19 protein-coding genes and 1 pseudogene are annotated in these 25562 nt (G+C 74.4%); 8 read left to right on the top strand and 12 right to left on the bottom strand.

Annotation, left to right across the window (positions count from 1 at the left end; genetic code table 11):
- Positions 1-75: 75 nt before the first annotated feature.
- Positions 76-972, bottom strand: a complete 897-nt coding sequence (locus ABD879_RS09135) for an alpha/beta hydrolase (protein WP_345019408.1) — start codon at positions 970-972, stop codon at positions 76-78.
- A gap of 96 nt (positions 973-1068) precedes the next feature.
- On the opposite strand from ABD879_RS09135, the gene ABD879_RS09130 reads away from it, so the two are divergent.
- The 7 genes and pseudogenes from ABD879_RS09130 (at position 1069) to ABD879_RS09105 (ending at position 8906) form a co-directional block, all read left to right on the top strand.
- Complete coding sequence (locus ABD879_RS09130; RefSeq protein ID WP_345019406.1) at positions 1069-2106, top strand: PucR family transcriptional regulator; 1038 nt, start codon at positions 1069-1071, stop codon at positions 2104-2106.
- Between the two features lie 1029 nt (positions 2107-3135).
- Positions 3136-3807: an SPFH domain-containing protein gene (locus ABD879_RS09125; protein WP_345019404.1), complete on the top strand. Its 672-nt coding sequence runs from the start codon at positions 3136-3138 to the stop codon at positions 3805-3807.
- 78 nt (positions 3808-3885) lie between these two features.
- The gene (locus ABD879_RS09120) at positions 3886-5448 is read left to right on the top strand and encodes a potassium/proton antiporter (protein ID WP_345019402.1); all 1563 of its coding nucleotides are present in this window, start codon (positions 3886-3888) and stop codon (positions 5446-5448) included.
- Positions 5449-5643: 195 nt separating this feature from the next.
- Positions 5644-5919 (top strand): annotated as a pseudogene (locus tag ABD879_RS32930) (AraC family ligand binding domain-containing protein); the annotation flags it as partial.
- Between the two features lie 133 nt (positions 5920-6052).
- Positions 6053-6499 carry a helix-turn-helix domain-containing protein gene (locus tag ABD879_RS09115; RefSeq protein ID WP_345019400.1) on the top strand — a complete coding sequence of 149 codons (447 nt, stop codon included), beginning with the start codon at positions 6053-6055 and terminating at the stop codon, positions 6497-6499.
- 10 nt (positions 6500-6509) lie between these two features.
- Positions 6510-6947, top strand: a complete 438-nt coding sequence (locus ABD879_RS09110; protein WP_345019399.1) for a cysteine hydrolase family protein — start codon at positions 6510-6512, stop codon at positions 6945-6947.
- A gap of 336 nt (positions 6948-7283) precedes the next feature.
- Positions 7284-8906 (top strand): FAD-binding oxidoreductase, encoded by a 1623-nt coding sequence (locus ABD879_RS09105; protein WP_345019398.1) that lies wholly within the window; start codon positions 7284-7286, stop codon positions 8904-8906.
- A gap of 998 nt (positions 8907-9904) precedes the next feature.
- Here ABD879_RS09105 and ABD879_RS09100 read toward each other — a convergent pair.
- Positions 9905-10372: a hypothetical protein gene (locus ABD879_RS09100; protein WP_345019397.1), complete on the bottom strand. Its 468-nt coding sequence runs from the start codon at positions 10370-10372 to the stop codon at positions 9905-9907.
- A 1456-nt stretch (positions 10373-11828) separates the two neighbouring features.
- Between ABD879_RS09100 and ABD879_RS09095 the strand changes: the two genes are divergently transcribed.
- Entirely contained in the window at positions 11829-12818 is a 990-nt protein-coding gene (locus ABD879_RS09095; protein ID WP_345019396.1) for an AraC-like ligand-binding domain-containing protein, read from the top strand.
- A 779-nt stretch (positions 12819-13597) separates the two neighbouring features.
- On the opposite strand, the gene ABD879_RS09090 is transcribed toward ABD879_RS09095, so the two are convergent.
- From ABD879_RS09090 to ABD879_RS09045, 10 genes are all read right to left on the bottom strand, one after another.
- Positions 13598-14080, bottom strand: a complete 483-nt coding sequence (locus tag ABD879_RS09090; RefSeq protein ID WP_345019395.1) for a hypothetical protein — start codon at positions 14078-14080, stop codon at positions 13598-13600.
- A 155-nt stretch (positions 14081-14235) separates the two neighbouring features.
- Positions 14236-15357 carry a coiled-coil domain-containing protein gene (locus ABD879_RS09085; RefSeq protein WP_345019394.1) on the bottom strand — a complete coding sequence of 374 codons (1122 nt, stop codon included), beginning with the start codon at positions 15355-15357 and terminating at the stop codon, positions 14236-14238.
- Between the two features lie 385 nt (positions 15358-15742).
- Positions 15743-17536, bottom strand: a complete 1794-nt coding sequence (locus ABD879_RS09080; RefSeq protein WP_345019393.1) for an ABC transporter ATP-binding protein — start codon at positions 17534-17536, stop codon at positions 15743-15745.
- Entirely contained in the window at positions 17533-19266 is a 1734-nt protein-coding gene (locus ABD879_RS09075) for an ABC transporter ATP-binding protein/permease (protein ID WP_345019392.1), read from the bottom strand. Before ABD879_RS09075 ends, ABD879_RS09080 begins: the two co-directional genes overlap by 4 nt.
- Entirely contained in the window at positions 19263-20627 is a 1365-nt protein-coding gene (locus ABD879_RS09070; protein WP_345019391.1) for a nitroreductase family protein, read from the bottom strand. The genes ABD879_RS09075 and ABD879_RS09070 overlap by 4 nt, the downstream gene beginning before the upstream one ends.
- A 13-nt stretch (positions 20628-20640) precedes the next feature.
- On the bottom strand, positions 20641-22017 hold the full coding sequence (locus ABD879_RS09065; protein WP_345019389.1) for a YcaO-like family protein: 1377 nt from the start codon (positions 22015-22017) through the stop codon (positions 20641-20643).
- Complete coding sequence (locus ABD879_RS09060; protein ID WP_345019387.1) at positions 22014-23543, bottom strand: CocE/NonD family hydrolase; 1530 nt, start codon at positions 23541-23543, stop codon at positions 22014-22016. Before ABD879_RS09060 ends, ABD879_RS09065 begins: the two co-directional genes overlap by 4 nt.
- On the bottom strand, positions 23540-24403 hold the full coding sequence (locus tag ABD879_RS09055; RefSeq protein WP_345019385.1) for a hypothetical protein: 864 nt from the start codon (positions 24401-24403) through the stop codon (positions 23540-23542). Before ABD879_RS09055 ends, ABD879_RS09060 begins: the two co-directional genes overlap by 4 nt.
- 90 nt (positions 24404-24493) lie before the next feature.
- Positions 24494-24607 carry a streptamidine family RiPP gene (gene amiA, locus ABD879_RS09050; RefSeq protein ID WP_345019383.1) on the bottom strand — a complete coding sequence of 38 codons (114 nt, stop codon included), beginning with the start codon at positions 24605-24607 and terminating at the stop codon, positions 24494-24496.
- 55 nt (positions 24608-24662) lie between these two features.
- Positions 24663-25529: an ABC transporter ATP-binding protein gene (locus tag ABD879_RS09045; protein ID WP_345019381.1), complete on the bottom strand. Its 867-nt coding sequence runs from the start codon at positions 25527-25529 to the stop codon at positions 24663-24665.
- Positions 25530-25562: the final 33 nt, after the last annotated feature.

Genomic DNA, 25562 nt, shown 5'->3' with positions numbered 1-25562 from the left:
CGGGCCCGCCGCGGCCGGCCGGACGGCACGGACCGTGCGTCCGGCCGGGCGGCGGCCCGGCCGGACGCGGACTCCTCACCTGCTCAGGGCGCGGCGCAGCGCCTCGGCGAGCTCGTTGATCTGCCGCTGCGACACCTCCGCGGACAGGACCGCCTGCGATCCGTGGAAGGTGCCGGGCCACTGGTGCAGTTCGACCGAGACGCCCGCCTCCAGCAGGCGCAGCGCGTAGTCGATGCCTTCGTCGCGCAGCGGGTCGAACTCCGCGGTGGCGATGTAGGCGGGCGGCAGGCCGGACAGGTCCGCGGCCCGCGCCGGGGCGGCGTAGGGCGTGGCGGGCTCAGACCCCAGGTAGTGCCGCCAGGTGGTGGCGACCTTGTCGCGGGTCATCCACGGCGTGTCGGTGAAGTTGCGCGCCGACCACGTCTCCTGCCGGTCGTCCAGCTCAGGCTGGTTGAGCAGCTGGAAGCAGATCGGCGGGCCCTGCTCGTCGCGCGCCCGCAGCGCCACCGCCGCCGCCAGGCCCGCGCCGGCGCTGTGCCCGCCGACCGCGATGCGTTCGGGGTCGATGCCCAGCTCGGCCGCGTGCTCGGCCGTCCAGGTCAGCGCGGCGTAGGCGTCGTCGAGGGCGGCCGGGAACCGGTTCTCGGGGGCGCGGCGGTAGTCCACCGAGACCACCACCGTGCCGGCGTTGTTCGCCACCCGGGTGGCCCACGGGTGCTCGGTGTCCAGATCGCCCATGACGAAACCGCCGCCGTGCAGCCAGACGATGGCGCCCTGGGCCTGGTGCGGCCGGTAGATCCGCACCGGCACGTCCGGCTCGGCGGGCACCGTGCGGTCCTCGATCCGCATGTTCGAGGTGTCCGCCGGCGGCGCCGCACCGGCCAGTTCGGCCAGGTTCTTGCGCGCGGTGACCGGGTCGCTCAGGTCGGCCGAGGGGAACAGCGGAACGAATGCTTCCAGTTCGGGATCCATGCCTGCAATCCTTGCCGCCGCCGCACCGAAGATCAGCCGCCACATGTCGGGCATTGCGCCCGGATCGCGCACCGATCGGCGCCTATCCTCGTCGCCATGGAGGCACTGGCCCTACGGCTGTCCCAACTGGATGCGCACGCCGAAGGCGCGATCCGCGTCGTCATGTTCTACGACACCCTGATGCGCCGGCGGGTGGACCTGCCGGCCCTCGCCCGGGCCTCGGCGGTCCTGGCCGAGTGCGTGGCCGGGATCCGGCTCCACGGCACCGGCAAGGTGATCCGCATGTCGCCCGACGGCACGCAGGCCGCCGCGCCGTCGGCGGCGGCGACCATCGCGGCACCGATCACCCTCGACGACGAGGAGATCGGCACGGTGTGGCTGGAACGCCCCGCCCCGCCCGGCGCGCTGGACCAGCTGCTGCTGGACCGGCTCGCCATCGCCGCCGCGGCGGTCGTCGAACGGTACGGACCGGCCCGCACCACCATGGCCGACCCCGCCCTGGTCGAACTGGCGATCAGCACCGACGCCGACGACGCCGCCCGAGCCCGGGCGCTGCGCCTGCTGGGTTTCGCCGCCGACCTGCCGGTACGCGTCGTCGCCGTGCGCTCGCCGGTCCCGCTCGACCGGATCGGCGGCCTGGTCTCCCCGAACCGGCCGGTCAAGGCGGCCCCGCTCGCCGACGTCGGCGTCCTGGTGACCACCGCCCTGGACCCGGCCCGGTTCCCCGCGGACGCCCGCGCCGGCATCGGCGCCGCCGGTCCCCCGCACCGGTCCTGGCAGCAGGCCCGCACCGCCCTCCGCTTCACCACCCCGCGCCAGCCCGTCGTCCTCTACGACGACCTGGGGGCGCTGGCGCTGCTGGCCGAGATACCTTCCGACACCGCACGGGCCAACGCCGACGTCGCCGCGATCAGCCGCATCGCCGCCGACTCCGACGACCTGCAGACCCTGGACGCCTACTGCGCCACCGGCTCCCTGCGCCAGGCCGCCGGCCTCCTGCACCTCCACCACAGCAGCATCGCCCGCCGCCTCGAACAGATCGGCAAGGCCCTCGGCATCGAACTCACCCAACCGGCCGGACTGACACGAGCCAGGCTCGCCCTCACCACATGGCGGCTGCTCAACGGCAACTGAGCAACCCCGCCACCGCCGGCCCGGGCCGGGAGCGGTCTGCAACATCAGGGTCTTTCCGCTGGTAAATGGGTGTCGCCCCCCATGGTGGCCGCCGCGTCGATCGCCCAGGGTGGAAGAGAGCCCAGCAGAGCCCAACTCCTGCTCCGACCCCGCGTCACCGGCGGCCGCATTCGCAACCCGATCCCTGCGGCCGGCCGCCGGTGATGCGACCTGCCCCGGGCCCGAAGGGAAACTCGCGCGATGACGGTGAGCGGCGCCCCGCACGGCACGCCCGGCGGCTGCGAGCCAGACGGCGCGGCCGCCCGGCAGATCCGCAGGACGGCGGCGGCATCGCGCAGACGGCCGTCGTCCCGCAGGGACACCGGCCACCGGGCCGGACCACATGATGGACGATCTACCGGCCCGGCCGTGTGCCCAGGCCCGCCCTCGGGAAAAAGCTGCTGGTCAGAGGCGGGACGCTGCTGCCATCCGCGCCGAGCCGGCCCGTCACCGGACCGGCCCTGCCACCGTCGTCCCCGCCCCGGCCCGCGCCATGATCCGCGGCCCGGCCTCGCCGCCGCGCGGGCACTGGTCGCACCCACCGTGGACAGATCACCGGAACCGACCGACCCAACGGAGGCCGCCGATGCCGCCCCAGCCCCGTGACCACCCGTCCGGCGTGCAGGCGCCGCGTGAACGCCTGCTCGGGCAGCCGCCGCGGCACGGCGCCTATATATACGAGCGGCCGCCCGCCCCGCACGACCACCCCCATCCCACGGCACAACTCGCCCCAGCCGAGCACGACCGGCCGCGCGCCCGGACCGCCCTCGCCGAGCCCTACGCCGTCCGGCCGCGCATCGGCGGCCGTCGCCGGAGCCGCGCCGGGCCCATTGCCTTCCCGGCCGATCCCGCTTCCACCGGCCCGCCGCCGTGCCGAATGCCCGCAATGACACGACTGCGGCGAACAGCAGCGGGGATCAATGCCGGACACGTTCCCATGCGCGTCGAGGACGCCGCTGCGCGTCCCCGGCCACGAGGGGAGGAGGGACCATGACCGGGGGCCTTGCGGCGGGCGGCGCGGCCGTCGGCAGGCAGGCCGCGCAGCCGCCGTCGGACCCGTTCGGCGCGGGCCCGCCGCCGGCCGTGGTCCTCATCGTGGCGGCCCTGGCCGTGGCCGTGATCGCGGTGGCGGCGCTGGTGCGGGTGGTCCCCGGGCACCAGCGTCTGGTGGTCTGGCGGCTGGGCGGCGCTCCGAGGGTGCGGGGGCCTGGACTGGTGCGGGTCCTGCCGGGCATCGACCGGTGGGAACGCGTCTGGCTGCGGATGGCCCCGCTGGAGATGTGGACGCAGGCCCTCACCCGCGACGGGGTGCTCCTGCGGCTGAAGATCATCGCCGTGGTGTCGGTCGTCGACCCGGACCGCTACGCGGCGCGGGCGGCGGAGTCGCCGGGTGCGGCCGGCGCCGCGACCGGCGTCATCGTGGAGAGCCGGGTGCGCCGCTACATCGCCGAGCGGGACCTGACCCGGCTGACCGGGACGATCACCGCCGACGGCGGTTCGGCGGTGCGCGGCCCCGACGACGCCGCGCACCGCTGGGAGCTCGCGCAGTGGGGACTGGCGGTGTCCCTGATACAGATCGTCCAAGCCGACGTCCCGCTGCACAGCCTGCACCACTGGGCCACCCGCGCCGCCTCCGCGGCCGGCGGGCCGGACCGCGCCTGACACCCGTACGGGGGCGGGCATGAGGCACCAGGACACCGAAGACCGTGCCGGAACCGTCGGCGGCCGGGGAGCGGGGCGATGACCCTGCCGCAGCTGTACCTGGCGCTGCTGGTCGGCGGGGCGGTGCTGTTGGCCAGCATCGCCGCCGCCCGCCTGGCGCACCGGGTCGGGCTGCCCAGCCTGCTGCTGTTCCTGGCCGTCGGGGTCGTCGTGGGCGAGGACGGGCTGGGCCTGGACTTCGACAACGCGCAACTGGCCCAGGCGTTGGGGACGACGGCACTGGCCATCATCCTCATCGAAGGCGGCCTGACCACCTCGTGGTCCAACATACGGCGGCTGCTGGCCCCGGCCGGGGTGCTGGCGACCGCGGGTGTGGGCGTCTCGGTGCTGGTCACCGCCACCGGCGCGCACCTGCTGCTGGGCATGGACTGGCAGCTGGCGCTGCTGCTCGGCGCGATCGTGTCGTCCACCGACGCCGCGGCGGTGTTCGCCGTGCTGCGCTCGGTGCCGCTGCCGTCCAAGGTCACCGGCCTGGTGGAGGCCGAGTCGGGGTTCAACGACGCGCCCACCATCATCCTGGTGCTGGTGTTCAGCGGAGCCGCCGCCGACCCGCCCGACCTCGCCCACATCGTGGGCAACGTGCTGTACCAGCTGGCCGTCGGCGCCGTCCTCGGGCTGCTGATCGCGCGTGTCGGGGTCGGCGCGCTGCGGCGCATCGCGCTGCCCGCGACCGGCCTGTATCCGCTGGCCATCGTCGGGTTCGGCATCATCGCGTTCGCCGCCGCCGGCGCCGCGAACGCCAGCGGGATCATCGCCTCCTACCTGGCCGGGCTGGTGATGGGCAACTGCCGGCTGCCGCACCGCGCGGCCACCCGCTCCTTCGCCGAAGGCCTCGGCTGGCTCGCCCAGATCACCCTGTTCGTGATGCTCGGCCTGCTGGTCACCCCCACCCAGCTGCCGTCGGCCATCGGAGCGGCCCTGGCGGTCGGCCTGATCCTGCTGCTGGCCGCACGGCCGATCTCGGTTCTGGCCTGCCTGCTGCCGTTCCGCGTCCCCTGGCGGGAGCAGGCGTTCATCTCCTGGGCCGGGCTGCGCGGCGCCGTGCCCATCGTGCTGGCCACCTTTCCCGTCGTCGCCGGCGTCTCCGGCGCCCGGGACCTGCTGCACATCGTGTTCCTGCTGGTCGTGGTGTTCACCCTCATCCAGGGGCCCAGCCTGGCGCCGGTGGCCCGGCTGCTGGGGGTGACCCGCCCCGACCAGGCCCGCGAACTGCAGGTCGAGGCCGCCCCCCTGGACGTGCTGGGCGCCGAACTGCTGAATTTGACCATCCCGCCCGGCTCCCGGCTGCACGGCGTGGAGATCTGCGAGCTGCGGCTGCCCGCACCGGCCGCGATCAACCTGATCATCCGCGACGGCACCACCCTGGTCCCCAGCCCCACCACCGTGCTGCTGGAGGGAGACCAGCTCCTCATCGTGGCCACCAGCGCCACCCGCGAGGCCACCGAACGCCGCCTGCGCGCCGTCGGCCGCCGCGGCCGCCTGGCCTACTGGCACGGTGAATACGGCGACCCCGACCCCGCACCCGCCCCCGGAAACGAATCCGGTGACGCCCCCAACCCCCCGTCACGTCGGCGGAGATGACCGGCCGCACCGCACCCGCACCCGTCTCGGGCAGCGCGGAAGGTCCGTTGCCGCCCGGATTTCGCGGGCGAAACAGGTTCCGGCCGCAGGTGGAGCCGCGTTGTCCCAACGGTCGGTATTTCGCCCGCGCCCCGTCGATGCTCCTGCCCCACGCAGTGGGGGCGGCGGGCTGACGATGGTGGATGAGGGCCGACGGTGAAAGGTGAGCAGCCCCGCGCGGACCGGGTCCGGCACCGGTACGCCCCGGGAACCGGTGATGTGCGGTTGGTGACGGCATCCTTCCGGACGCACCACTTCGTCCCACACGCGCACGGCGAGTACGCCATCGCGGTCATCAACCGTGGCGTGGAGGCGGTGCGCTACCGGGGCGCGGACGAGCGCGCCGGTGTCGGGGACTTGCTGCTGCTGGATGCTGAGGCCATCCATGCCGGGCGGTCCGCCGCACCGCAGGGATGGGACTACCGGGTCTTCTACGTGCCTCCCGTCTGCTCACCGAGATCGCGGGGCGAAGGCCGACGTTCCCGGTCGCGCCCCCGCGGGACCCGGAGTTGGCCGCCCGCCTGCTCCGGGTGCACCGCATGCTGGCGAACCCGGAACCGCGTCGTTGCCGGCCTGCGAGCAGCTGTACCAGGTGCTGGCGCGGCTGCTGGCCCGGCACGCGTCCCGCGGGCCGACGCAGCCGTCCAAGGCCGCCTGGCCGACCGCGGTACGCCGGATCCAGGAGCATCTGGCCGCCGACATCAGGCGCCCCCCGAGCCTGGCCGAATTGGCGGAGACGGTCGGGATGTCGCGTTTCAAGCTGCTTCGCGTGTTCCGCTCCGTGACCGGGGTGACCCCGCACGGGTACCTGCCGGCGCTGCGGCTGCGGCATGCCCAGCAGCTGCTGACCGCAGGCCACAGCGTCGCCCGGGCGGCCGCCGACAGCGGCTTCTACGACCAGGCCCACCTGCACCGCCACTTCCGCCGGACGTTCGCCGCACCGCCCGGGCGGTTCGCCCGTACCGGGCGGGCGTGCAACGACGTACAAGAACACCTCGCCGACGAGCCGTAACGTGCGCAGGGTGACCAAGGAGACTGCCGCAGAGCCGGTCCCCGGCGACGAGCACACCCGACCGCATCTCACCCGCGCCGCCCTGCCGACCATCGACATGCAGGCCGACTTCGTGTCCGGCCCGCACGCGGTGCCCGGCACCGAGCAGATCGCGCCGGCGGTGGCCAGGCTGGTACGCGCGTTCCGGGACGCCGGACGGCCCATCGTGCACATCCTCCGGCTCTACCTGCCCGACGGAAGCAACGCCGACAGCTGCCGCCGCTCGCTCATCGCCTCCGGAACCCGCCTGGTCGCCCCGCACTCGCCGGGCTCCCGCCCGGCCGACGGCCTGACCCCGGCGGACGCCGCGCCCCTCGACCCCGACCGGCTGCTGTCGGGCGCGGCGCAACGGCTCGCCGACGGCGAGCACGCCATCTCGGGTTTCGGCGAGCACGCCGGGCGGAGATGACCGGGATCGCCGCCTGGCGCCTGACCGTCCCCACGATCGAACGGCTCCTTCGCGCCGAGGGCGAGGCGGCCGCGTAAGGGGCCGCACAGTGCGCGGCGGCCTGCTGCCGGAGTCCCCGCAGGCTCCGCCAGCCACCACCAGTCGACCGCATAGAGCTGCGCGGGTGCCACCCACTCGAGCGGTGGCGCACCGGCCCGTCCAGGACCCGGCCGTATGCCGCACGGGCGCGGCTTCCCGGATCGGGGAGCTATGCCTACCGCCCTGGTGGAGTCAGACCCACTGACGCGTGGTGGCCGCGTTCCTAGGTTGAGGGCAACCCGACTAAGAGGAGCCCTGATGACCGAGCGGACCGGAAGGCCCGAGCACACCAGAAGGAACGTCTTGCGGGGCGGCCTGGCTGCGACGGCGGCGGGCATCGCCGTCCCGGCCATGGGAGCCGTCCCCGCCGCAGCGGACTCCGGCGAGGCCGGCTGCCCGCCCCCGCCCGGCCCCGCCAAGATCGGCCGCAACGACCCCCGCCACCGGTCACTGGCGTCCCGCGGCTACAACCGGCGGTTCGCGGGGCGGCCCGAACACGTGTGGGTGGTCGGCACGACCGAGCACGTCGTCCGCGCCGTCCAGGAGGCGGTCGACGGCGGCAAGAGGGTCACCGTCCGCAGCGGCGGCCACTGCTTCGAGGACTTCGCCGCCGACCCCGCCGTGCAGGTCGTCATCGACACCTCCGCCATGAACGCCGTCTACTACGACCCGGCCCGCCGCGCGTTCGCCGTGGAGGCGGGCGCCCCGCTGGGCGAGGTGTACCGCAGGCTCTACCTGGGCTGGGGCGTGACGATCCCCGCCGGATGGTGCCCCGACGTGGGCGCCGGCGGGCACGTCCTGGGCGGCGGCTACGGCCCGCTGGCGCGGGTGATGGGACTGGTCGTCGACCACCTCCACGCGGTCGAGGTCGTCGTGGTGGACCGGGCGGGCCGGGCCCGCAGCGTCGTCGCCACCCGCGAGGCCACGGACCCCAACCGGGACCTGTGGTGGGCGCACACCGGCGGCGGAGGCGGAAACTTCGGCATCGTCACCCGCTACTGGTTCCGCACGCCCGGCGCGCGCGGCGACGACCCTTCCCGGCTGCTGCCCGCGCCGCCGTCGTCCGTGCTGAGCTTCACCATCACCTGGGATTGGAACAAGTTCGACAAGGCATCCTTCGCCCGCCTGGTACGCAACTACGGCGAATGGGCCGAGCGCAACAGCGCCCCGGACTCCCCGTCCACCCGGCTCTACAGCGAGTTCCAGCTCAACCGCCGGGCGGCCGGGACGATCGGCATGATCGGCCAGGTGGCCGCCGCGTCCGGCGCCGAACGGCTGCTGGAGGACCATCTGGCCGCCATCAACCGCGGCGTCCCGGTCACCCCGGTCCGCCAGGTGAGGGACGAGCCGTGGCTGGCCGCCGCCCTGGCCGGACCGCCGGGCGAACCCGGCCCCTACTGGCGGCTGAAGGCCAAGTCGGCGTACCTGCGCCGCCGCCTGAGCGACCGGCAGACCGACGTCCTGTACCACCACCTGACCCGGACCGACTACGACTACCCGGGCGGACTGGTCAACCTGTGCACCTTCGGCGGCCGGGTCAACACCGTCGCCCCGGACGCGACCGCGACGCCGCACCGCGACACCGTCATCAAGATGCTCCTGATCAACGGGTGGGAGGCCGCCGCCGACGACCACCGGCACATCACCTGGCTGCGGGAGCTGTACCGCGACCTGTACGCCGACACCGGCGGCGTCCCGGCGCCCGCCGACGGCGCGTTCATCAACTACCCCGACGCCGACCTGGCCGACCCCGCCTGGAACAAGGGAGCGCCCTGGCACACCCTCTACTACGGGGACAACTACGCCCGGCTCCAGCAGATCAAGGCCAAGTGGGACCCGCGCAACGTCTTCCGCCACACCCTCTCGGTGCGGCCCGCCTGACCGCCGATGTGCGGCAGGTAGAACCGCCGGCCCCACAACGACGGTCCGGCCATGACACCGACCTGCCGCACCTCTGCGGGTCTCTCACACACCGGTCGCGTGCCAGGGCCTGTTTCGAAGTCATCCGTCCATGGCGGCGATGTCGACGGCGGCAGGGCAGCGGACGGCACACCGGCCGAATCCGGTAGCCGGTGCCCAGGGGCCTTCGAGCCGGTCGATGCCGCACCCGCCGCACGGCGCCCGCGGTGGTCGCCCGGCTCGACCGGGCGGGCCTCACCGCGTCCGGCGCGCGACACACGACGCCCATCACACCTCGAAACAGGCCCTGGCCGGGGGAGCCGGCGTCAACAGTGAAGTTCAGCCCTGAGCCACTGTCCGTCGGACGAACGTCGGCGGCAGCCATCAGGGGCGTGACACCGCCCGACCGGCGCACGGCTCTCCTGGTCTCGCTCCCGGGTTGATGCAGTGACCTGTGCAGGTCAGCGCATCAACCCGGGAGCGAGGAACGACCACGCGGTCTTCCGACCATGTCGGCACCGCCGCCATTCGACTCATCATCGTGTGCCCGGACCACGACCCGACCCGGTCACCAGACGGCGTGCACGGCCTGTGACCAGCACGGACGCTCTCCCCTGCCGCTATCGCGAACCGCCGCCCGCCAGGATCGTCGCCCCCGGCACACCCGGACCGCCGCCCAACAATGAAGTCCGGTTGCGAACCTTTTCGAGCAGGCCGCGCAGCATGCCTCCACACTGCTGGTGGTGACCGTCAGCCCGCCTCCGACGGCACACCGCCCCTCGCGGCCGCCTGCGCCGGCGGTGCGCGCGGCCGCCACCACGCGGCCTGAACGGGGAGCGGGCCACGCACCACCCGGCCGCCGTCACCCACCTGTCCGACCCCACCACGCGACGATCGACCGACCTGCACCTCGGCAGGCCGAGGCCGCCGGGGCCGGACACTGTCCGCCTCCGGCGGCCTCGGTCACCCGATGGGTGAGGTCAGGGCCAGTATTGGATCGGGCTGTCGGCGTAGAAGTGGAACTGGTTGCTGCAGGTGTAGATGTTCACCCGCGTGTACGCGGAACCCTTCGAGGGCGGCAGTGTGTCGGTGCGGTTGACGATCGGACCGTGGCGGCCGAGCCCCGTGAGCCACTGGAGTCCCGAACTGGCGGCGACCCGGCCGTTCTTGATGATGGTGAGCTCGTACTTGCACCAGCTGGCGTCGGGCGGCTCGAGCATGTAGAAGTCGGCGATGAGCCGGTTCGGGCTGCCGGCGAAGCTGATGCACGATCGGACCGCGCTGGTGTTCTTGCAGCCGCCTCCGGATGCGGCCTGGGCCGGTCCTGCCATCGGCACCGTCACGGCGGCGAGGGCGGCGGCCGCCACGCCGAGCCGGAGCATGCGCTGCGGGAGGTTCCGTCCGCCGGCAGGAACCGGTGCATGACCCGAGTGACGCTGGTTGTTCACAGCAATTCAGCCTCCTTGAGGAAGAGGGGTGTTATGTCGGCCCCTTACGGTTCGCACCCTCGCAGCACTCAGAAGCCATCTGACCTGGCGCGAGGCGGCTTCGGGCTCAGCAGAGCAGACGATCTTGAGCTTGCGCTGCGCCTCCAGATTGCAAGAATGGCGTTAGAGCTGTCGTTCTCATACAGCGCCAATTCCTTGTTCCTGCACGCCAACCGGGCGATCTGGCAGGCTTACCGAGGTTTTTGGTTCCGCGGGTAGAGACATGGGACTTTTCGGTATCGCGTATGCCTCGCCAGGGACGAAGCCGATAACCGGGAAGAATCCAGCTCATCGCTGACCCGGCCGAGGCGCGGCGGAAGTGTGCGGCCGAACCGCACGGACAGGTCCGCTGCTGGGGGCCGAGGCCGCTAGGACGCCGCACGGCGGGCCGGGGGGGAGCAGGCGGAGATCGTCGATGACGAGCTGTACAGCAAGGGCGGCGGTGAAGTACTCCAAGCAGTGGCCGGCACTGCGGATCGTGCCCCTTCTTGCCGCCGTCGGCGCCTCCTGCACGGCACGCCGGCCACTCGCCGCCACCCGGCGCACCGCGAACTGGCCGCCGGGCCGACACCGTCGTCAGCGGCCCGCACTCGGTGACCGGACCCGCGACCGCCGTCGCCCTCCTCGCCCCAGGCCTCGCCGACCGGGCGCGCTGCCACCGCGAAGGCCGGCAGACGCCACATGCTTGTTCGTGCCGGCTACCCGTACGCGTCCGGCCACGAAACCGCCCGTTGCCGATTGAGAGCCTGCGCGCTGGAAGCGGCGGCGATGCGGCTTCATCCGGCCATCGCCCAGCGTCGGTGACGCCCTGGCCGAGCGGGTGCGTGCCGTGTTGGAGCGGGGCGCTGAGGACCACGACTTCAAGGCCGACCTGCGGATTCCGCAGCGTATGCGGCAGATGGCCGCGCGAGTGTGCGGGGGTGCGGCTGTCGCGGACCTCGGTGCGGCGGCAGTTCGCCGTCCGTCCTGGCCGGAGCCGACAGCGCCCGTATCGCAGAGCGATTGAGCCTGGCGGGTCATGACGGCGCAGCGGCCTTCGGCCGGGCCGTGCGATGAGCGCACATCAGAGCGTTCCCGCAGATCACCAAGTCGGTAGCTCAAGGGTGTCGACTCGAAAGACGCGTCAGCGTGCGTGATCGGACAGTCACATGATCTTCACGGGCGCGGCTGCTCTGCTCGCCCTTCGCTGCCGTTTCGATCATCAGCCACGCTTTTCAGGCACAGCTGAAAGGCGTTGCGCGGCGCCAGGCGTCCAGCAAAGCTCACAATGGTCCAGTCGCACAGCGGCTGCAGCCGCGTATGCGTCGGTCCATGTCCGACACCCAAAGCTGCCCTACGCCCCCATAGGAGACGGCCCCGGCCGTGTGGTCGGGCGTCACCGTCCCAAGGGGCTCCGCCACCCCGCGGGAAGCAGTCGATGTACCAAACGCTCACCCTGAACGACCTGCCGGCGCGCGATCGCTTCGCATTGTGGCGGGAGACCGTGGCGTCGGCGGTCGCCCCCGTCCCGTACGACATCCGCAGCGATCACGCCGACGACTTCGACGCGACGATGCACGTGCTGAATCTCGGCGCGGTTCAGATCTCCAGGCATGTCCAGTCGCCGATTCACGTGCGTCGGACGGCGAAGCTGATCCGGCAGTCCGGCGCCGAGCACTACCACCTCACACTGGTCCGCCGAGGAACGACCAGCGCCACCCAGGCGGGCCGGGACACCGCGGTCGGACCGGGCGATCTGATGCTGCACGACACCTGGCGGCCTTTCCACGGCACCCACACCGGCTACCGCAGAGTCGACGGCGTCCAGGTCATGGTCGCCAGGGAGCTGGTCCCACTGCCCCCGGACCAGGTCGGCCGACTGTGCGCCGTCCGCCTGCCCGGGCGAGAGGGGGTCGGTGCTCTGCTGGTGCAGTTCCTCAACCAGGTCACGCGCAATGCCGGCACCTACCGACCGGCGGATGCCGCCCGGCTCGGCGGCGTCTGCATCGACCTGCTCACCGCCGTGCTCGCCCGCCATCTCGAAACCGAACACGCCGTACCCCACGACAGCCGCAAACGCACTCTGCTGCTGCGGATCCACGCCTTCATCGAAAGGTCCCTGGGGGACCCCGAACTGTCTCCGGGTTTGATCGCCGCCGCTCATCACATCTCCCTGCGGTCCCTGCACCGGCTGTTCGCCGATCAGGGCACCACTGTCGCGGACTGGATCCGTACCCGACGTCTGGAGCAGTGCCGCCGCGAGCTGGCCAGCGTCGACCACCGGCATCTCGCGATCCACACCATCGCCGCACGCTGGGGCTACCCGCACCCGGGCAACTTCACCCGCGCCTTCCACACCGCCTACGGCCTCACCCCCAGCGAATACCGACGAAAGCAAGAAGCGCACTCCGCCATCCCATCCACGTGATGAAGGCGAAAACGGCTCACGCGGTAGCGCGCTGAAAGCGGGGCGTTCGAGAGCCCGTTTTCTTCCTTTACGTACTTCTCCAGGTCCAGCCGACACCGAAGGTGCGAACACCCGCGCTTTGCGCCAGGTCAGGGCTCCACGTCCCCGATGGGCAGGCACTCATAGAGCCGGGTGGCTGAGGCGGGCGCCGGTATGGCGAGTCGGTGCCCGCCCGGCAGCACCGGGTAGGCAGGCTGGTTCATTCGGGCAACGCCGTGTTGAGCGCCGGGGCGTAAAGAAGCCGACCGGCGAGCTTGCGCAGGTGGCCGACAAGCGCGGAGTCTGCCGAAGACAGTCAACGCGGCGCTAGACCGCCCGGACGAGGCAGTGCGGGGCGCCCGGCAACTCCGAATCGTCTGCGTCGAGTCGGGGGGGCGATGGACCGGCACGCAGGCACTACACCGACGAGTGACGCGACGCGCTGGAGACTTCGGGCGGGCCCGCCGATCGCTCGAAGGTGCCGATAAAGTGTGTGAGCCTTCCCTGGGGAGAGCGTGTCGATGCGCAGTTCCCTTGATTCCCGCCGACGGGCTCGGTCTACCGGGTCCGGCCCCGGGCACCGCTTGCCGGGTTACGTGCAGCTCGCTGCAGCCTCAAGACGTCAGCGGCGAACTTCTCCAGGCGCCGGCCGGACTGCGGCGATCCCGGCAGACCTTTCACATCATCACCTGCCGCCGAGCTCACGGACGTCGTGAACCGCCAGTCGGTGTCGCTGTCGGCTTCCGAGGCGGCCGTGCGGCTCAGGGGGCGTGGTTCGGCCACCCGATGTCGTGAAGGATCCGGCACAAGCCCTTGATGTCGCCGCTGTACCGCTTTCCGTCGTGGAACAGGGCCGGGACGCCGTCATCCACCACCAGCAGGCGGACCAACGTGCTCTCACGCGTGGCGGTGCGACGCCATGCCCCGAACACCCGTTTCGCCACACCTTTGCGCGTGCTGTAACAGCGCTTCACTTTGATGACGTATCCGAGGGTGGCCTCGCCGGAGGCGACGTCCCAGCCTTCGGTGAAGGACTGCGCCTCGAACCGGTAGAGGATGCCGTTCTCGCCCGGCCACGGCCGCAGCTCTTGCGCGGGCGCGTACAGATCGTGGTCGATGGCCACGAAATACCTTTCGACGCGCGCCAGGCGGCGCTGCCGGCTGTTCAGTTCCGCGATGGCCAGAGCCAGGTCTCGGGCAGCCGCGGTCAGGACCTTCACTGTCAGGCTCCGCTCGCGGGACATGCCTCTCCTCTGCCGGCCGCCAACGTCAACGCGACTGTAGACCCCGGTGCCGGGGCCCCGCGACTGCCGGCATGCGTGCGGGCGGGCGTGTCGACCTGCAGCGGCGGCCGGGTCATGGTGAGGGGGAGACGGACGGCCCACTCGCCGCCCCCGGCTCAAGTGTCACGGGGACGTTCCTCGCGTCGCAGCTCGGCGGCGACCGCGCGTTCGCGCTGGGCGGTGGCCTCCGCCCGTGCGAAGTCGCGTTCACGGGTGAGCTGGTCGTTGCGTGCCTGCTCGGCGCGCAGTTCCGCACGCGCGGTGGCCAGGTCCTCCCGCGCCCGGTCGAGCAGTGCGCGCAGCTCGGCGACCTCGGCGCGCAGAGCGTCGGCCTGCTCGCGCGCGTGCTGGGCGGCCGCCGCGGACTGCTGGGCCTGTGCCCGGGCCGCGTCGCGTCCGGCGATGGCCTCGACCCGCTGCGCCTCGGCTTGGCGGGCGTGCTGTTCGGCACGTTCGCGGGCCTCTTCGGCCGCCTCGGCCCGGGCGAGCGCGGCGGCGCGTTCCCGCTCGGCGCGCACCTGCGAGTCACGCGCCTGCTGCGCGGTGTCGCGTGCCTTCGCCGCGTCGTCGGCGGCGGCCTCGGCCGCGCGACGGGCCTGCTCGGCCTGCCGCAGCGCCTCCCGTTTCTCGGCGCGGTCGCGGTCCGCTCGGGCACGTGCCTTGTCGGCCTCGGCTCTGGCTTCCGCGGCCTCGGCCAGCGCGGCTTCGCTGACGCGTTGCGCCTCCTCCTGCGCCGCCTTGACCGCCGCCTCGGCCTCCGCACGCGTCCGCTCCGCCGCTTCGACGGCCTCGTCGCGCTCCTGTTCGGCCTGCTGTGCGCGTTCGCGGGCGGCTCGGGCCCGCTCCTGGGCCTTCTCCGCCAGCTTCTCTGCCCGGACGGCCCGGTCTTCGGCGTCCTGCCGTTCCGCCAACGCCGCCGCCACCGTGGCCTCGGCCTCGGCCCTGACCGCACTGATCCGCGCCTCGACGCCCCGGGGCGACAGTTCCGCATCGAGTGCTTGAGCCAGGGGAGCCAGGGCCGCCGCCAAGCCCTGTTCCATGCGCTCGTAGAGATCCTCCGCCCGGGCGAGCGCTCCCTCCAGGCCCGGTGTCGCGCGCCTCAGCTCCCGCTCCCGCTTGGCCCGAGTCTGGCAGTCGCTGTCCATGCAGTACTCGCGGGGACGCCCCCGCCCACCCCTCTGCGGCACGGGCCGCCCGCAGTACCGGCACGGCCGCTCCTGCGCTGTCACCTCGCTCACGACCCCATCCTACATTTTTTGATTTTCTGTTTCCAGAAAACAACAACCGACGGAAAACCGCAGCACCTAACTGACGACAATGTCCGTTGACGGAAGTCAGCCTTGGCCGGTGCCAGGGGCGCGGTCCTAGCCGTGCGGCGGGTCGACGGGCTGGTGTGGCCTGTGCGCCCCGCGGCGGGAACGACGCCGGAGTCCGCGGACACGTCGTCGCGTGCCTTCGCCGCCTCGCTGGCGGTCGGTCGCACGACGGGCTTGCTCGGCTTGCCAGCGCCTCCCGTTTCTCGGCGCGGTCCACCGCGCAGCAGGCACGTGACTCACAGGTGCACGCCGGGCAACACGCCTGCAGAGAGCATGAACCGAGAGCGGCAAAGCGCGAACCGCGTGGTCAAAGTGTGTCGGCCTCGTGCGGCGGCACCGAGGTGATCTCGGTTGACCGGTGACAGGCGAGCCCGGCGCGCCTCAGGGGACTCGCGTCACGGGTGGGGGTCAGCAACCGTGTCAGCGGGCCGGAGGCGGCGGTGAGGGCGGCCCACGTGCCCTCTTCGACGATCTCGCCGTTCTCCAGGACGGCGATGTGCTGCGCGCGGCGGATGGTGGCCGGGCGGTGCGCGATGACGATCGTGGTGGTGGCGGTTTCGGCGAGAAGGCGGGCGAGTTCGGCGTCGCCGACCGTGTCGACGTGGGCGGTGGCCTCGTCGAGGATCAGCACCCTGGGACGGGCGAGCAGGGCCCGGGCGAGGGCGACGCGGGCGCGTTGTCCGCCGGAGAGGGTCGCGCCGCGTTCTCCGACGATGCTGTCCAGGCCGTCGGGGAGGGCGGCGGCGATCCGGTCCACGCCGCACCGTTCGATGACCTGGTGGAACACGACGTCGTCCGCGTCAGGCGCGGCCAGGCGCAGGTTGTCGCGGAGCGTGCCGTGGAACAGGGCCGCGTCCTGGCCGACGAGCGCGACCGCGGAACGCAGGTCGTCATCGGCCAGATCGCGCAGGTCGACGGCCGTGTCGGCGGCGATGAGCTGCACCGTGCCTTGGGCGGGGTCCCAGAAGCGGGCCATCAGGTGCGCCACGGTGGTCTTGCCCGCGCCGGAGGCTCCGACCAGGGCGATCATGCGGCCCGCAGGGACGGTGAGGTTCAGGCCCCGCAGCACAGGGGTGCCGCCGTAGGAGAAGTGGACGTCGCACAGGCGGACACCGAGCGGCCCGTCGGGGAGCGGGACCGGCCGCGCAGGGGGCGGCGCGGTCGGCGCGGCGGTGGTCGCGGCCTTCACCCGCGCCGCGGAGGCCCGCAGGCTGCCGGCTTGGCGCAGGGCGTCGGCGGAGGCGGCCACCGGGGCCAGGATGGAGAGCGCCAGGGCCAGCGCGGCCGGGGCCCAGGCGGCGTTCTCCGCGACGACGGCGACCACGGCGATCAGGGCCAGCACCACCAGGGCGTCCTGGACGGCGGTGAAGGCGCCGTCGTGCCGGGCCTCGGCGCGCTGGGCCAGGGCGAGCCTGCGGCCGACGTCGAGGAGCTGCCGGCGGCGGCGGTCGAGGGCGTTGCGGGCGAGCAGTTCCCGCATGCCGTCCACGGTGTCGACGGCGTCGGCCGACAGACGTGCCGTGGCCGCGCGCACCTGCTGTCCGCGGGCGGTGCGGCCGCGGTCGCCCAGCAGCGGATGCGCGAGCAAAGCGGCGGCCGCGGGCAGGACGGCGAGCGCCAGCCGTGGGTCGAGCACGCCGAGCACGGCGGTGCCGCAGGCGAACACCAGCCCGGACGCCAGCAGTTGGGCGGTGGTGTGCGCGTAGAAGAACTCCAGGGTCTCGATGTCGTTCATCGCGGTCGCCGCCAGGTCGCCGCTGCGTCGTCCGGCGATGCGGGCGGGGGCGCTGCGGGCGAGGCCGTCGTAGATGCGCACGCGCAGCTCGGCGAGCACCCGGTAGGCCAGGTCGTGCGACAGGTCCATCTGCCGCCAGGTGGCGAGCGAGCGCAGCAAAACCAGGCCGATGAAACCGCAGATGGCGGCGGGGCCGGGGGCGGCTTTGTCGATGACGGCCCGTGCGACGATGTGCGCCAGCCAGGTGATCAGGACGACGAGCGCGACCTGGTCGACCAGGCAGGCGGCGATCGTGCGGGCGACCATGCGGCGGTGCGGCCGCAGCGCCGGGAGCAGGCCGCGCAGGGCGTGCGAACGGTGGTTCACCGGGCCGCTCCACGGCTCAGGTCCGCGGTGGCCAGCGCGGCGTAGGTGCCGCCCGCGCCGACGAGGGTCCGGTGGTCGCCGATGTCGTCGACGCGGCCGCGGTCCAGGACCACGATCCGGTCGGCGTGCCGGACGGCGGCCAGCCGGTGCGCGACGATCAGGCAGGTGCGTCCCCGTGCGGCGCGGCGCAGCGCCTCGGTGATCTGGTGTTCGCGCCGCTCGTCGACGGCGCTGGTGGCTTCGTCCAGCACCAGGATCGGGGCGTCGCACAGCAGGGCGCGGGCCAGGGCCAGGCGCTGCCGCTGGCCCCCCGACAGGGTGGCGCCGCGTTCGCCCAGGACGGTCGCGTACCCGTCGGGGAGCGCGGCGATCTCGTCGTGGATGCCCGCGTCGCGGCAGGCGGCGACGAGCCGCCGGTCGGTGGCGTCGGGGTCGGCCAGCCGCAGGTTGTCGGCGATGGAGGCGGCGAACAGGTAGACGTCCTGGGAGACCACGGCGATGGAGCGGCGCAGCGCCGTCAGCGACAGTTCGCGGATGTCGACGCCGTCGAGCAGCACGGCTCCGGCGTCGGGGTCGTGGTGGCGTTGCAGGAGCGCCAGCAGGGTGGACTTGCCCGCCCCCGACGGGCCCACCAGGGCGGTGGTGCGGCCGGCGGGGCATTGGAAGCCGACGCCGTCGAGCGCGGGGCGGTCGCTGCCCGGGTAGGCGAAGCGGACGCCGGTGAACGTCACCGCGGGCGGCGACGGCCATGACGGGGCGAGCGTGCCGGTGTCGGCCACGGCGGGCCGGGCGGTGCGCAGCGCCGCGATGCCGTCGGCGGCGGAGACGCCGACGTGACCGGCGTGCCATTCCCTGGACAGGTCGCGCAGCGGCCGGAAGCATTCGGAGGCGAGCATCAGCAGCAGGTAGGACTCGGCGCCCGTCGCGCGGCCGGCGGCGGCCGACGCGCAGGCCAGCAGCACCGCGGCGAGGGTGCCGGCCTGGATGGCCAGGTCGGTCAGCGCGGTGTCCACCAGAGAGACGCGCAGTTTGGCGACGGTGGCCCGGTGCAGCAGCCGCGACCGCTCTTGCAGGGCTCGGCGCCTGCGCCGGACGGCTCCGGCCGCGCGCAGGGCGGGCATCTGCTGGAGCGCCTCCAGGTAGTCGGCGGCCAGGCCCTCGTAGGTGTCCCAGTGTTCCCGTCCGCGCGCCGCCAGCGCCCGGTCCCACAGCCGCGGGGCCAGCAGCGCCAGGACGACCGCCGCGGCCAGGACCGCCGCCGCCCACGCGTGGACGGTGGCGATCCACACCAGGAGCGCGGGGGTGACCAGGCACACCACCGCCAATTGCGGCAGGTAGCGCGACAGGTAGGTGTTGACGCCCTCGACTCCGTCGACGACGGTCGCGCGCAGCGCCCCGGTCCGGGCTGCGGTGGTGTGCGCGGGGCCGAGCCGGCCGAGTCGGACCAGCAGCTCGTCGCGCAGGAGCGTGCGGATCCGCGCGCCGGCGTCGGCGGCGGCCGTCCGCTGCCGCCAGGTGAGGAACGCGCGCAGGAACAGCACCGCGGCCACCGCGCCCAGCAGGGCCGGCAGCCGGTCGGTGCGGTGGCGGGCGATGTCGGCCAGCGTGACGGCGAGCAGCGCGGCCTGCCCGGCGTGGGCGGCGGTGACCGCGGTGAGCAGGGCGGTGGCGCGCAGCAGCGGGCCCGGTGCGGTGCGGACCGCACGCAGCAGCTCGGGGTGAAGCATCATCGGTGGTCGCTCCAGGAGTGGGAGGGGCGGGACGCCGCGGCGAGGCCGTGCACGATCCATCGCCGTCCGGCCGGGCCGCCGAGGGCGGCGCCCAGGTCGGCGGCCTGCCAGGAGCCCACCGGCCGGGTGCGCAGGCCCCGCGCGGTCGCGGTGAGCTCGGCGCAGGCGGCGGCGTAGCCGGCGGCCAGATGTTCGGCGCGTATCCGCGCGGCGGGAGCCGCGTCCGGAAGCCCTTCGGCCAGCAGGACGGCTCCGGCCGTCGCGAGCCAGGTCTGCCGGGCCGCCCATACGGCCAGCGTCGGCCGTGCCTCCCCGGTGGCGATGCGGCGCGGCGTCTCCGGCTGGGACGGGTCGGCGGTGACCAGGCCCGGCTGCGGACCGCCCACGGCGGCGCACCAGGAGGGGCCGTACGGGGCGGCATCGCGGGCCGCGGCGAGCACGGCGGCGAGGTCGCCCGGCCGGGGCTCGCCGTCCAGGGGCGGCGGGGCGCTGCGGCGGTTGGTGATGGCCCAGGCCAGGGACGGTTCCTGTCCGGTGAACGGGGCCTTGGCGCGCCACCAGGTGGCGGGGGCCGCGGTTCGGCACAGCGCGTCCAGGACCACTCCCGCTCGGGCCCCGGCGGGGCTGGGCGCGGGCCCTGCGGCCGGTGGGGCCGCGTCCGGCTCGGTGCCCCAGGCGGTGAGCGGGCAGGGGAGGGGTTCGGCGGGTGCGCGGGCCGTGACGTGGACGGCGGCCAGCGGATGCTCCGGCGTGGTGCCGGGCCATACGCTGCTCCACCGGCCGGGCGCGGGCAGTCCGGCGGCGGCCGTGAGGGTGTCGGCTGCGGCGTCCAGGGTCAGGCGGGCGTGGTGGCCGTGTGCCAGGGCCGCCATGGCCAGGGCGGCCGCCGCGTGCCCGGTGTCCAAAAGCAGCAGCGGCCAGGCGCGGTGGCCGTAGTGGGAGGCGGTGCGCTGTGCGGTCACGGTGAGCACGACGACCGTTCCGGCAGGGGCTTGGGACGGTGCGGGGCCGCGTCGGCGGGCCCGGTGTTCCAGCGGGTCGTAGGCGTAACGCCCCGGGGGCAGTGAGCACCCCGGGCCGACCAGCAGGTGGGCGTTGACCGGGTGCAGCCCGCCGGCGGAGGCCACGGGACGCAGCCGCGTCGATCGCGGGCCGCCGGGGCGCAGCGGTCGCGCCGCCAGGGAGAACGCCAGCAGGCGGCCCAGGTCCAGGGGGCCGTCCCCGGGAGCGAGGTCGACGGGGGTGCCGGTCCAGCGCTGCCGCGCCGGGCCCGCGGGGGTGTCCGGGCCGACCGGCCGGGTGGAGCGGGCCTCGGCGAGCGCCTCGGCGACCAGGCGGTCGGCGGCGGGTGCGACGGTCATGGTCGGCGGCACCTCACATGTGCGGGGGAGGGGCGAGGGTGAAGTCGCCGGGGCCGGTGGGGGCGGTGGTGCGCCATCCGCGGGCGAGCGCCGCCTGCCCGAAGCGCGGGCAGCCGTAGTAGGCGAACGCGGCGGGGGCGTTGGGCACCAGGCCGGTGACCAGGACGCGCGCCACCCGCAGCGGGGTCTCGGCGACGTCGGGGGTGGTCAGGTCGAACACGACGACGCGGTGGCCGCCGGCGGCCAGCCGTTCGCGCAGCCGCTCGGGCGACCCGGGAGGGATCTGGTCGATCGGCACGGTCCGCGCCGGGTCGGTGAACCGCCGGGCGAGCGGGGCCAGCCGGTCGTCCAGCCAGACCTGGACATGGGCGCCCAGGTCGCGGACGTGCGCGAAGTGCTCTCCGGCGTCGTCGAGGTAGCGGCGGTCGGCCCGGTGCTCCAGGTACAGGCCCTTGGCGAGCATCCCGGCGTCGATGGCCTGGAACACCCACCCGTCGGGGTCGGTGAGGCCCTGGGTGAACACCCAGGTGTGCACGGCTTCCAGGACGGCCTTGCGTGCGGCCTCGGCCGGGTCGTACCGGCAGGCGAACCCGGCCGCGTAGATGCCGCGGTCGGCGTCGTGCACCAGGGCGGCCATGGCCGGGGCGAACTCGTTCGGCAGCTCCACCACCCACGTCCGCAGCGGCGATCCGGCCAGGTCGTCCGCCAGGCCGGGGACGCTGCCCAGGTCGATGCCGCGGGTGGGGCCGTCCAGGTGCCACCACAGTTCGAGGGCGTCGCGTTCGACGGTCTCCAGCAGCGCGCGGTCGGCGGCGTCGGCGAGGCCGACGCCGGTCGCGATGCCCGCGTAGTTGAGGTGGTGGGTGCGCGGCAGGGCTTTCAGGTCGCCCTGCCGCCAGTTGAGGTGGGTGAGGGCGACCGGGGCCAGGCAGTCGCGTTCGCCGCCGTCGGGCAGCTGCTCGGTGCCGAGCGCCCACAGCGCCTCGGTGGTGTCGGTGAACCGGCGGTAGGGGAAGCGCGGCCGGCCGTACTGCCAGTCGGCGTAGGCGGGCAGCTCGGCGGGGGCGAGGTGGTTCTGCCCGGCGAGGTCGGCGGCGGTGGCGCGCAGCGGGGCGCCGGGTTCGCCGGGCGGCGGCAGGCGGTTGCCGCAGTAGCGCTCCACCGCCTCGGCGATGGCGGCGATGCGGGCGCCTTCGGGGTCGCCGAACGTGGTGCCCAGGGCGACCCGGTCGGCGGGCCAGGCGCCGAAGCGGCGGGCGTCGCTGACGTCGGCGGTCATCGCCACGTAGCGGGCCGGGGTCCCGGCGGGGTGCTCGACGGGGGCCACCGACCTGACCAGCCCGCAGACCGGGTCCACCAGGGCGTGCACGGGGAGCGGTGACGCGCTCATCGGGTGATCTCCTCGACGGGGTCGACGGTGCGGATCGGGGCGGCCGGGTCGGCGACGGGCAGCAGCAGGCGGCTGCCGTGCGGGTCGACGGCGCGGCGGGAGGGCCGCAGCGCGGTGGCGCGGAGCGGGTCCTGGCCGGTGTGCGGGTTGCGGGCGTGGGCGGGGAAGTGGTGTCCGGCGATCTCCAGCCGCAGCCGGACGCCGGGCGGCAGCCGGCGGTACAGCGGGCCGAGCGGAACGCCGATCGCTGTGCGCTTCCCGGCCGGTGCCCGGCTGCGTGTGATGCCGACGGCCAGGGGCTCGGCGGTTCCGCGGGGAGTGACGGCGACCAGCCGGACGGCCCAGTCGGCGCTGGGGGCGTCGGCGGCCGCGGTGATGCGGGCTTCGGCGTCCCCGGCCAGGTCGAGCGCGTGGGGCAGCGGCCGTCCCACGGCCAGCAGGCGGTCGGGTGGTGCGCCGGCGGGCACGTCCAGGCGGTCCGAGCGCACCGGCTGTTGGGGGTCGGCGACGAATTCTTCCCCTTGGAGCACCTGCAGGTCCGTGCCGTCGATGCGAAGGGGGGCAAGCGGGCGGGCCAGGTCTTGAGCGGCCAGCCAGGCGTCGGTCCCCGCGAGGGCGACCGCGCCGCGCCGCCCGGTCAGCGTCCCGTTCAGCGCCGCCTGCGCGAACGCCGCGTACAGGGGGCCGAGCACCAGCCGGTGCCCCGCACCGCATCCCGGGCCGGGAGAGGCGGTGAGTGCATGGCCCCAGGGGCCGATGAGCAGCCGGGCGGCCGCACCCCACGCCCGCCACAGCGCGACGGTGTCGGCGGCGAAAGGGTCGTATGCGCCGCCCACGGCGAGCAGGGGCACGGTCGCCGATGCGGCGCGCAGGCCGGTGCCGGACGTTCCGGCGGGGTCGCCCGAGCGTGCGGCGTTCCAGAGCCGTTGCCAGGAGGGCAGCGGGCGTCCGAGCCGCCGGGGCAGATCCAGCAGCGGCAGGTGTTCGAGCAGGCGGGGGTCGGCGGCCAGGGCGCGGTCGAGCGCGGACGGGTCGCTGTCGGGCCGGTCGCCGTGGGCGGCCCACCAGCCCGCGCGCGCCAGCAGCCGTTCCGCTCCGCTCGGTTCGCGCGCGGTCTCCGCCAGGCCGAGCGCCGGCACGGCGGCGATGACGGCGTCGGGCCGCGCCTTAGGGTCGGCGTGCAGCGCGATCGCCAGCGCGCAGTGCGCGGCGTAGGAGGCTCCGCAGGCGACGACCGCGCCGTTGCTCCACGGCCGGCGGCGCAGTGCGCGCACGGTGGCCGCGCCGTCCTCGGCTTCGTGGCGGTAAGGGTGCCACCGTCCGCCCGAGCCGTGCCTGCCGCGGACGTCCTGGGCGACGGCGGCGAAGCCGCGGCGCGCCCAGGCGCGCAGCTCGGCGGCGTGCGAGCGGCGGTCGTACGGCGTGCGGATCAGGACGCAGGGGAACGGGCCGGGCCCGTCGGGCAGGCGGTAGTCGGCGGCCAGGGGCGTGCCGTCGGGGGCGGTGACGGGCAGGCTGCGGCTCATGCGCGGTGTTCGGTGATCGGGGCGACGCGGGGAACGGGCAGCACGCAGTGGTCGGTCACCGTCAGGTCGCGCAGGTCGAGCCTGCGCAGGCGCCGGCGGGCGGGCAGCGGGGCCTTCGTGCGGCCGTCGCAAGCGCCAACAGCCCAGTCGGCGAGGTCGGCGGCCAGGAGGGCGGCGGCGGTCGCGGCCGCCGCGGGCCCGGTGACCGGGTGGGGGCCGCTCACCACGGTGCCGCCGGAGGCGCCCGCGGCGCCGGCCCAGTAGGCGGCCAGTTCGCGGTGCGCCGGGGTGGCGGCGAGGCGGCGCGCGGCCACGTGGGCCGACAGCACGTCGCCCGGGGAGGCGGCGATCGGCTCGATCCAGACCTGCAGGCCCTCGCGGTGGCAGCGCGCCCAGGCGATGCCCCGCGCGGGCAGGCGGTCGGCGTCCTCCCACAGGCCCGGCGGGACGGGCCGGTCCAGGCACCAGACCACCGCGGCGGCGTCGGACGTGCGCGCGTCGGCGAGTGCCGCGACGTCCTTCGGCGTCCCCGGGCGCGGGCGGGCGCCCGCCGCCGACAGGAACCCGGTGAGCGGCGCGGTCAGCCGGTCGTCGCCGAGCACCAGGATGTCGGCGCGCTCGGGCGGCCAGGGCGGCGGCGCGTCGAGGTACCCGGCCTCGGCGAAGGCGTCCAGCAGCCGTGCGGCCTGCGGTTCGGCGGGCCGGTCCGCGGGTCCGCCGCCGAGGAGGTCCAGCAGCCCCGCGACGGCCTCGCGGGGGGCGTTGAGACGCACGAACTCTCCGCCGGGGGTGCGCACCGCCGGGGGCCGGCCCGGCGCGGTGACGATCTCGACGCCGGGGGCGAGCTGGGGCCGCGACACGTTTCTCCTGTTCATCGCTGCTCGATGGCCGTCTGCCGGACAGGGACGGGCCCGTCCGGAGGCGGCTCCGGACGGGCACGTCAGCGCCGCTTACTCCTGCTCGTCGTCGAAGGGGTTCTCGACGAGGGCGTTGGAGTGGGTGGCGGACAGGTGGGCGAGCTGGGCCTGCTCGGCGATCGGGGTGAACACCTGCTGCTGCTCCATGGAACCTCCAAGAGCTCGTAGAAATCCGGCATCCCGGTGGATACCGCAACGAACACTAATGAAAACCGTTTTCATTTTCAATAGGGGCGGGGCGGTCGGGATAGCAGACCGGCCACCCCCGCTCGGGATCCCGGCCGACGCGGCCCTCGACGCCGAACACCTCCCGCAGCAGCCCGGGGGTCACCACCTGCTCCGGCGGCCCCTCGGCCGCCACGCGGCCGTCCCGCAGCGCCACCAGGCGCTCGGCGAACCGGGCGGCCAGGCCGAGGTCGTGCAGCACCACCAGCACGGTGAGCCGCCGTTCGGCGCGCAGCCGCGCCACCAGCCGCAGCACCTCCAGCTGGTGCCGCAGGTCCAGGTAGGTGGTCGGCTCGTCGAGCAGCAGGACGGGCGTGTCCTGGGCGAGCGCCAGGGCCAGGCGCACGCGCTGCCGCTCGCCGCCCGACAGCGCCTCCACCGGACGGTCCGCCCACGCCTCCACGCCGACGTCCCGCATCGCCCGCACGGTCACCGCGTCGTCGCCGACGCGCAGCATGCCCAGCGGCCCCCGCGCGGCATAGCGGCCCTGCCGGACCAGCTGGCGCACCGTCAGCCCCGGAACAGCCGGGGCGGACTGGTGCAGCAGCGCGACCCTGCGGGCGGCGGCGCGGCGGGAGAGCCGGGCCATGTCGGCGCCGTCCACCGTCACCCGCCCCGCCTCCGGACGCAGCACCCCGGCCGCCAGGCGCAGCAGGGTGCTCTTGCCGCAGCCGTTGAGGCCGACCAGGGCGACCAGCTCGCCGGGCCGGACCCGCAGGCTCACCCGGTCGAGCACCCGCCGTCCGGGATAGCCGAAGCTCACCCCGTCGATGTCCAGCGCGGCGGCGGGCCCCGGCGCCGGATCCGTCGGCACGGATCCGGGATCGCTGATCAGCTCGGACACGGTTCAGCCACTCCTTGTACGCATGAGCAGTCC

Source organism: Actinomadura keratinilytica, assembly GCF_039539665.1.
Classification (GTDB): Bacteria; Actinomycetota; Actinomycetes; order Streptosporangiales; family Streptosporangiaceae; genus Spirillospora; species Spirillospora keratinilytica.
The sequence above is the reverse complement of the archived record's forward strand: the minus strand, read 5'-3'. Positions and strand labels throughout refer to the sequence as shown.

Bases quoted from the DNA above. Each gene is read 5' to 3' on its own strand.
- ABD879_RS09135 (WP_345019408.1), bottom strand. From the start codon at position 972: ATGGATCCCGAACTGGAAGCATTCGTTCCGCTGTTCCCCTCGGCCGAC.
- ABD879_RS09130 (WP_345019406.1), top strand. From the start codon at position 1,069: ATGGAGGCACTGGCCCTACGGCTGTCCCAACTGGATGCGCACGCCGAA.
- ABD879_RS09125 (WP_345019404.1), top strand. From the start codon at position 3,136: ATGACCGGGGGCCTTGCGGCGGGCGGCGCGGCCGTCGGCAGGCAGGCC.
- ABD879_RS09120 (WP_345019402.1), top strand. From the start codon at position 3,886: ATGACCCTGCCGCAGCTGTACCTGGCGCTGCTGGTCGGCGGGGCGGTG.
- ABD879_RS09105 (WP_345019398.1), top strand. From the start codon at position 7,284: ATGACCGAGCGGACCGGAAGGCCCGAGCACACCAGAAGGAACGTCTTG.
- ABD879_RS09095 (WP_345019396.1), top strand. From the start codon at position 11,829: ATGTACCAAACGCTCACCCTGAACGACCTGCCGGCGCGCGATCGCTTC.
- ABD879_RS09090 (WP_345019395.1), bottom strand. From the start codon at position 14,080: ATGTCCCGCGAGCGGAGCCTGACAGTGAAGGTCCTGACCGCGGCTGCC.
- ABD879_RS09075 (WP_345019392.1), bottom strand. From the start codon at position 19,266: ATGATGCTTCACCCCGAGCTGCTGCGTGCGGTCCGCACCGCACCGGGC.
- ABD879_RS09070 (WP_345019391.1), bottom strand. From the start codon at position 20,627: ATGACCGTCGCACCCGCCGCCGACCGCCTGGTCGCCGAGGCGCTCGCC.
- ABD879_RS09065 (WP_345019389.1), bottom strand. From the start codon at position 22,017: ATGAGCGCGTCACCGCTCCCCGTGCACGCCCTGGTGGACCCGGTCTGC.
- ABD879_RS09060 (WP_345019387.1), bottom strand. From the start codon at position 23,543: ATGAGCCGCAGCCTGCCCGTCACCGCCCCCGACGGCACGCCCCTGGCC.
- amiA (WP_345019383.1), bottom strand. From the start codon at position 24,607: ATGGAGCAGCAGCAGGTGTTCACCCCGATCGCCGAGCAGGCCCAGCTC.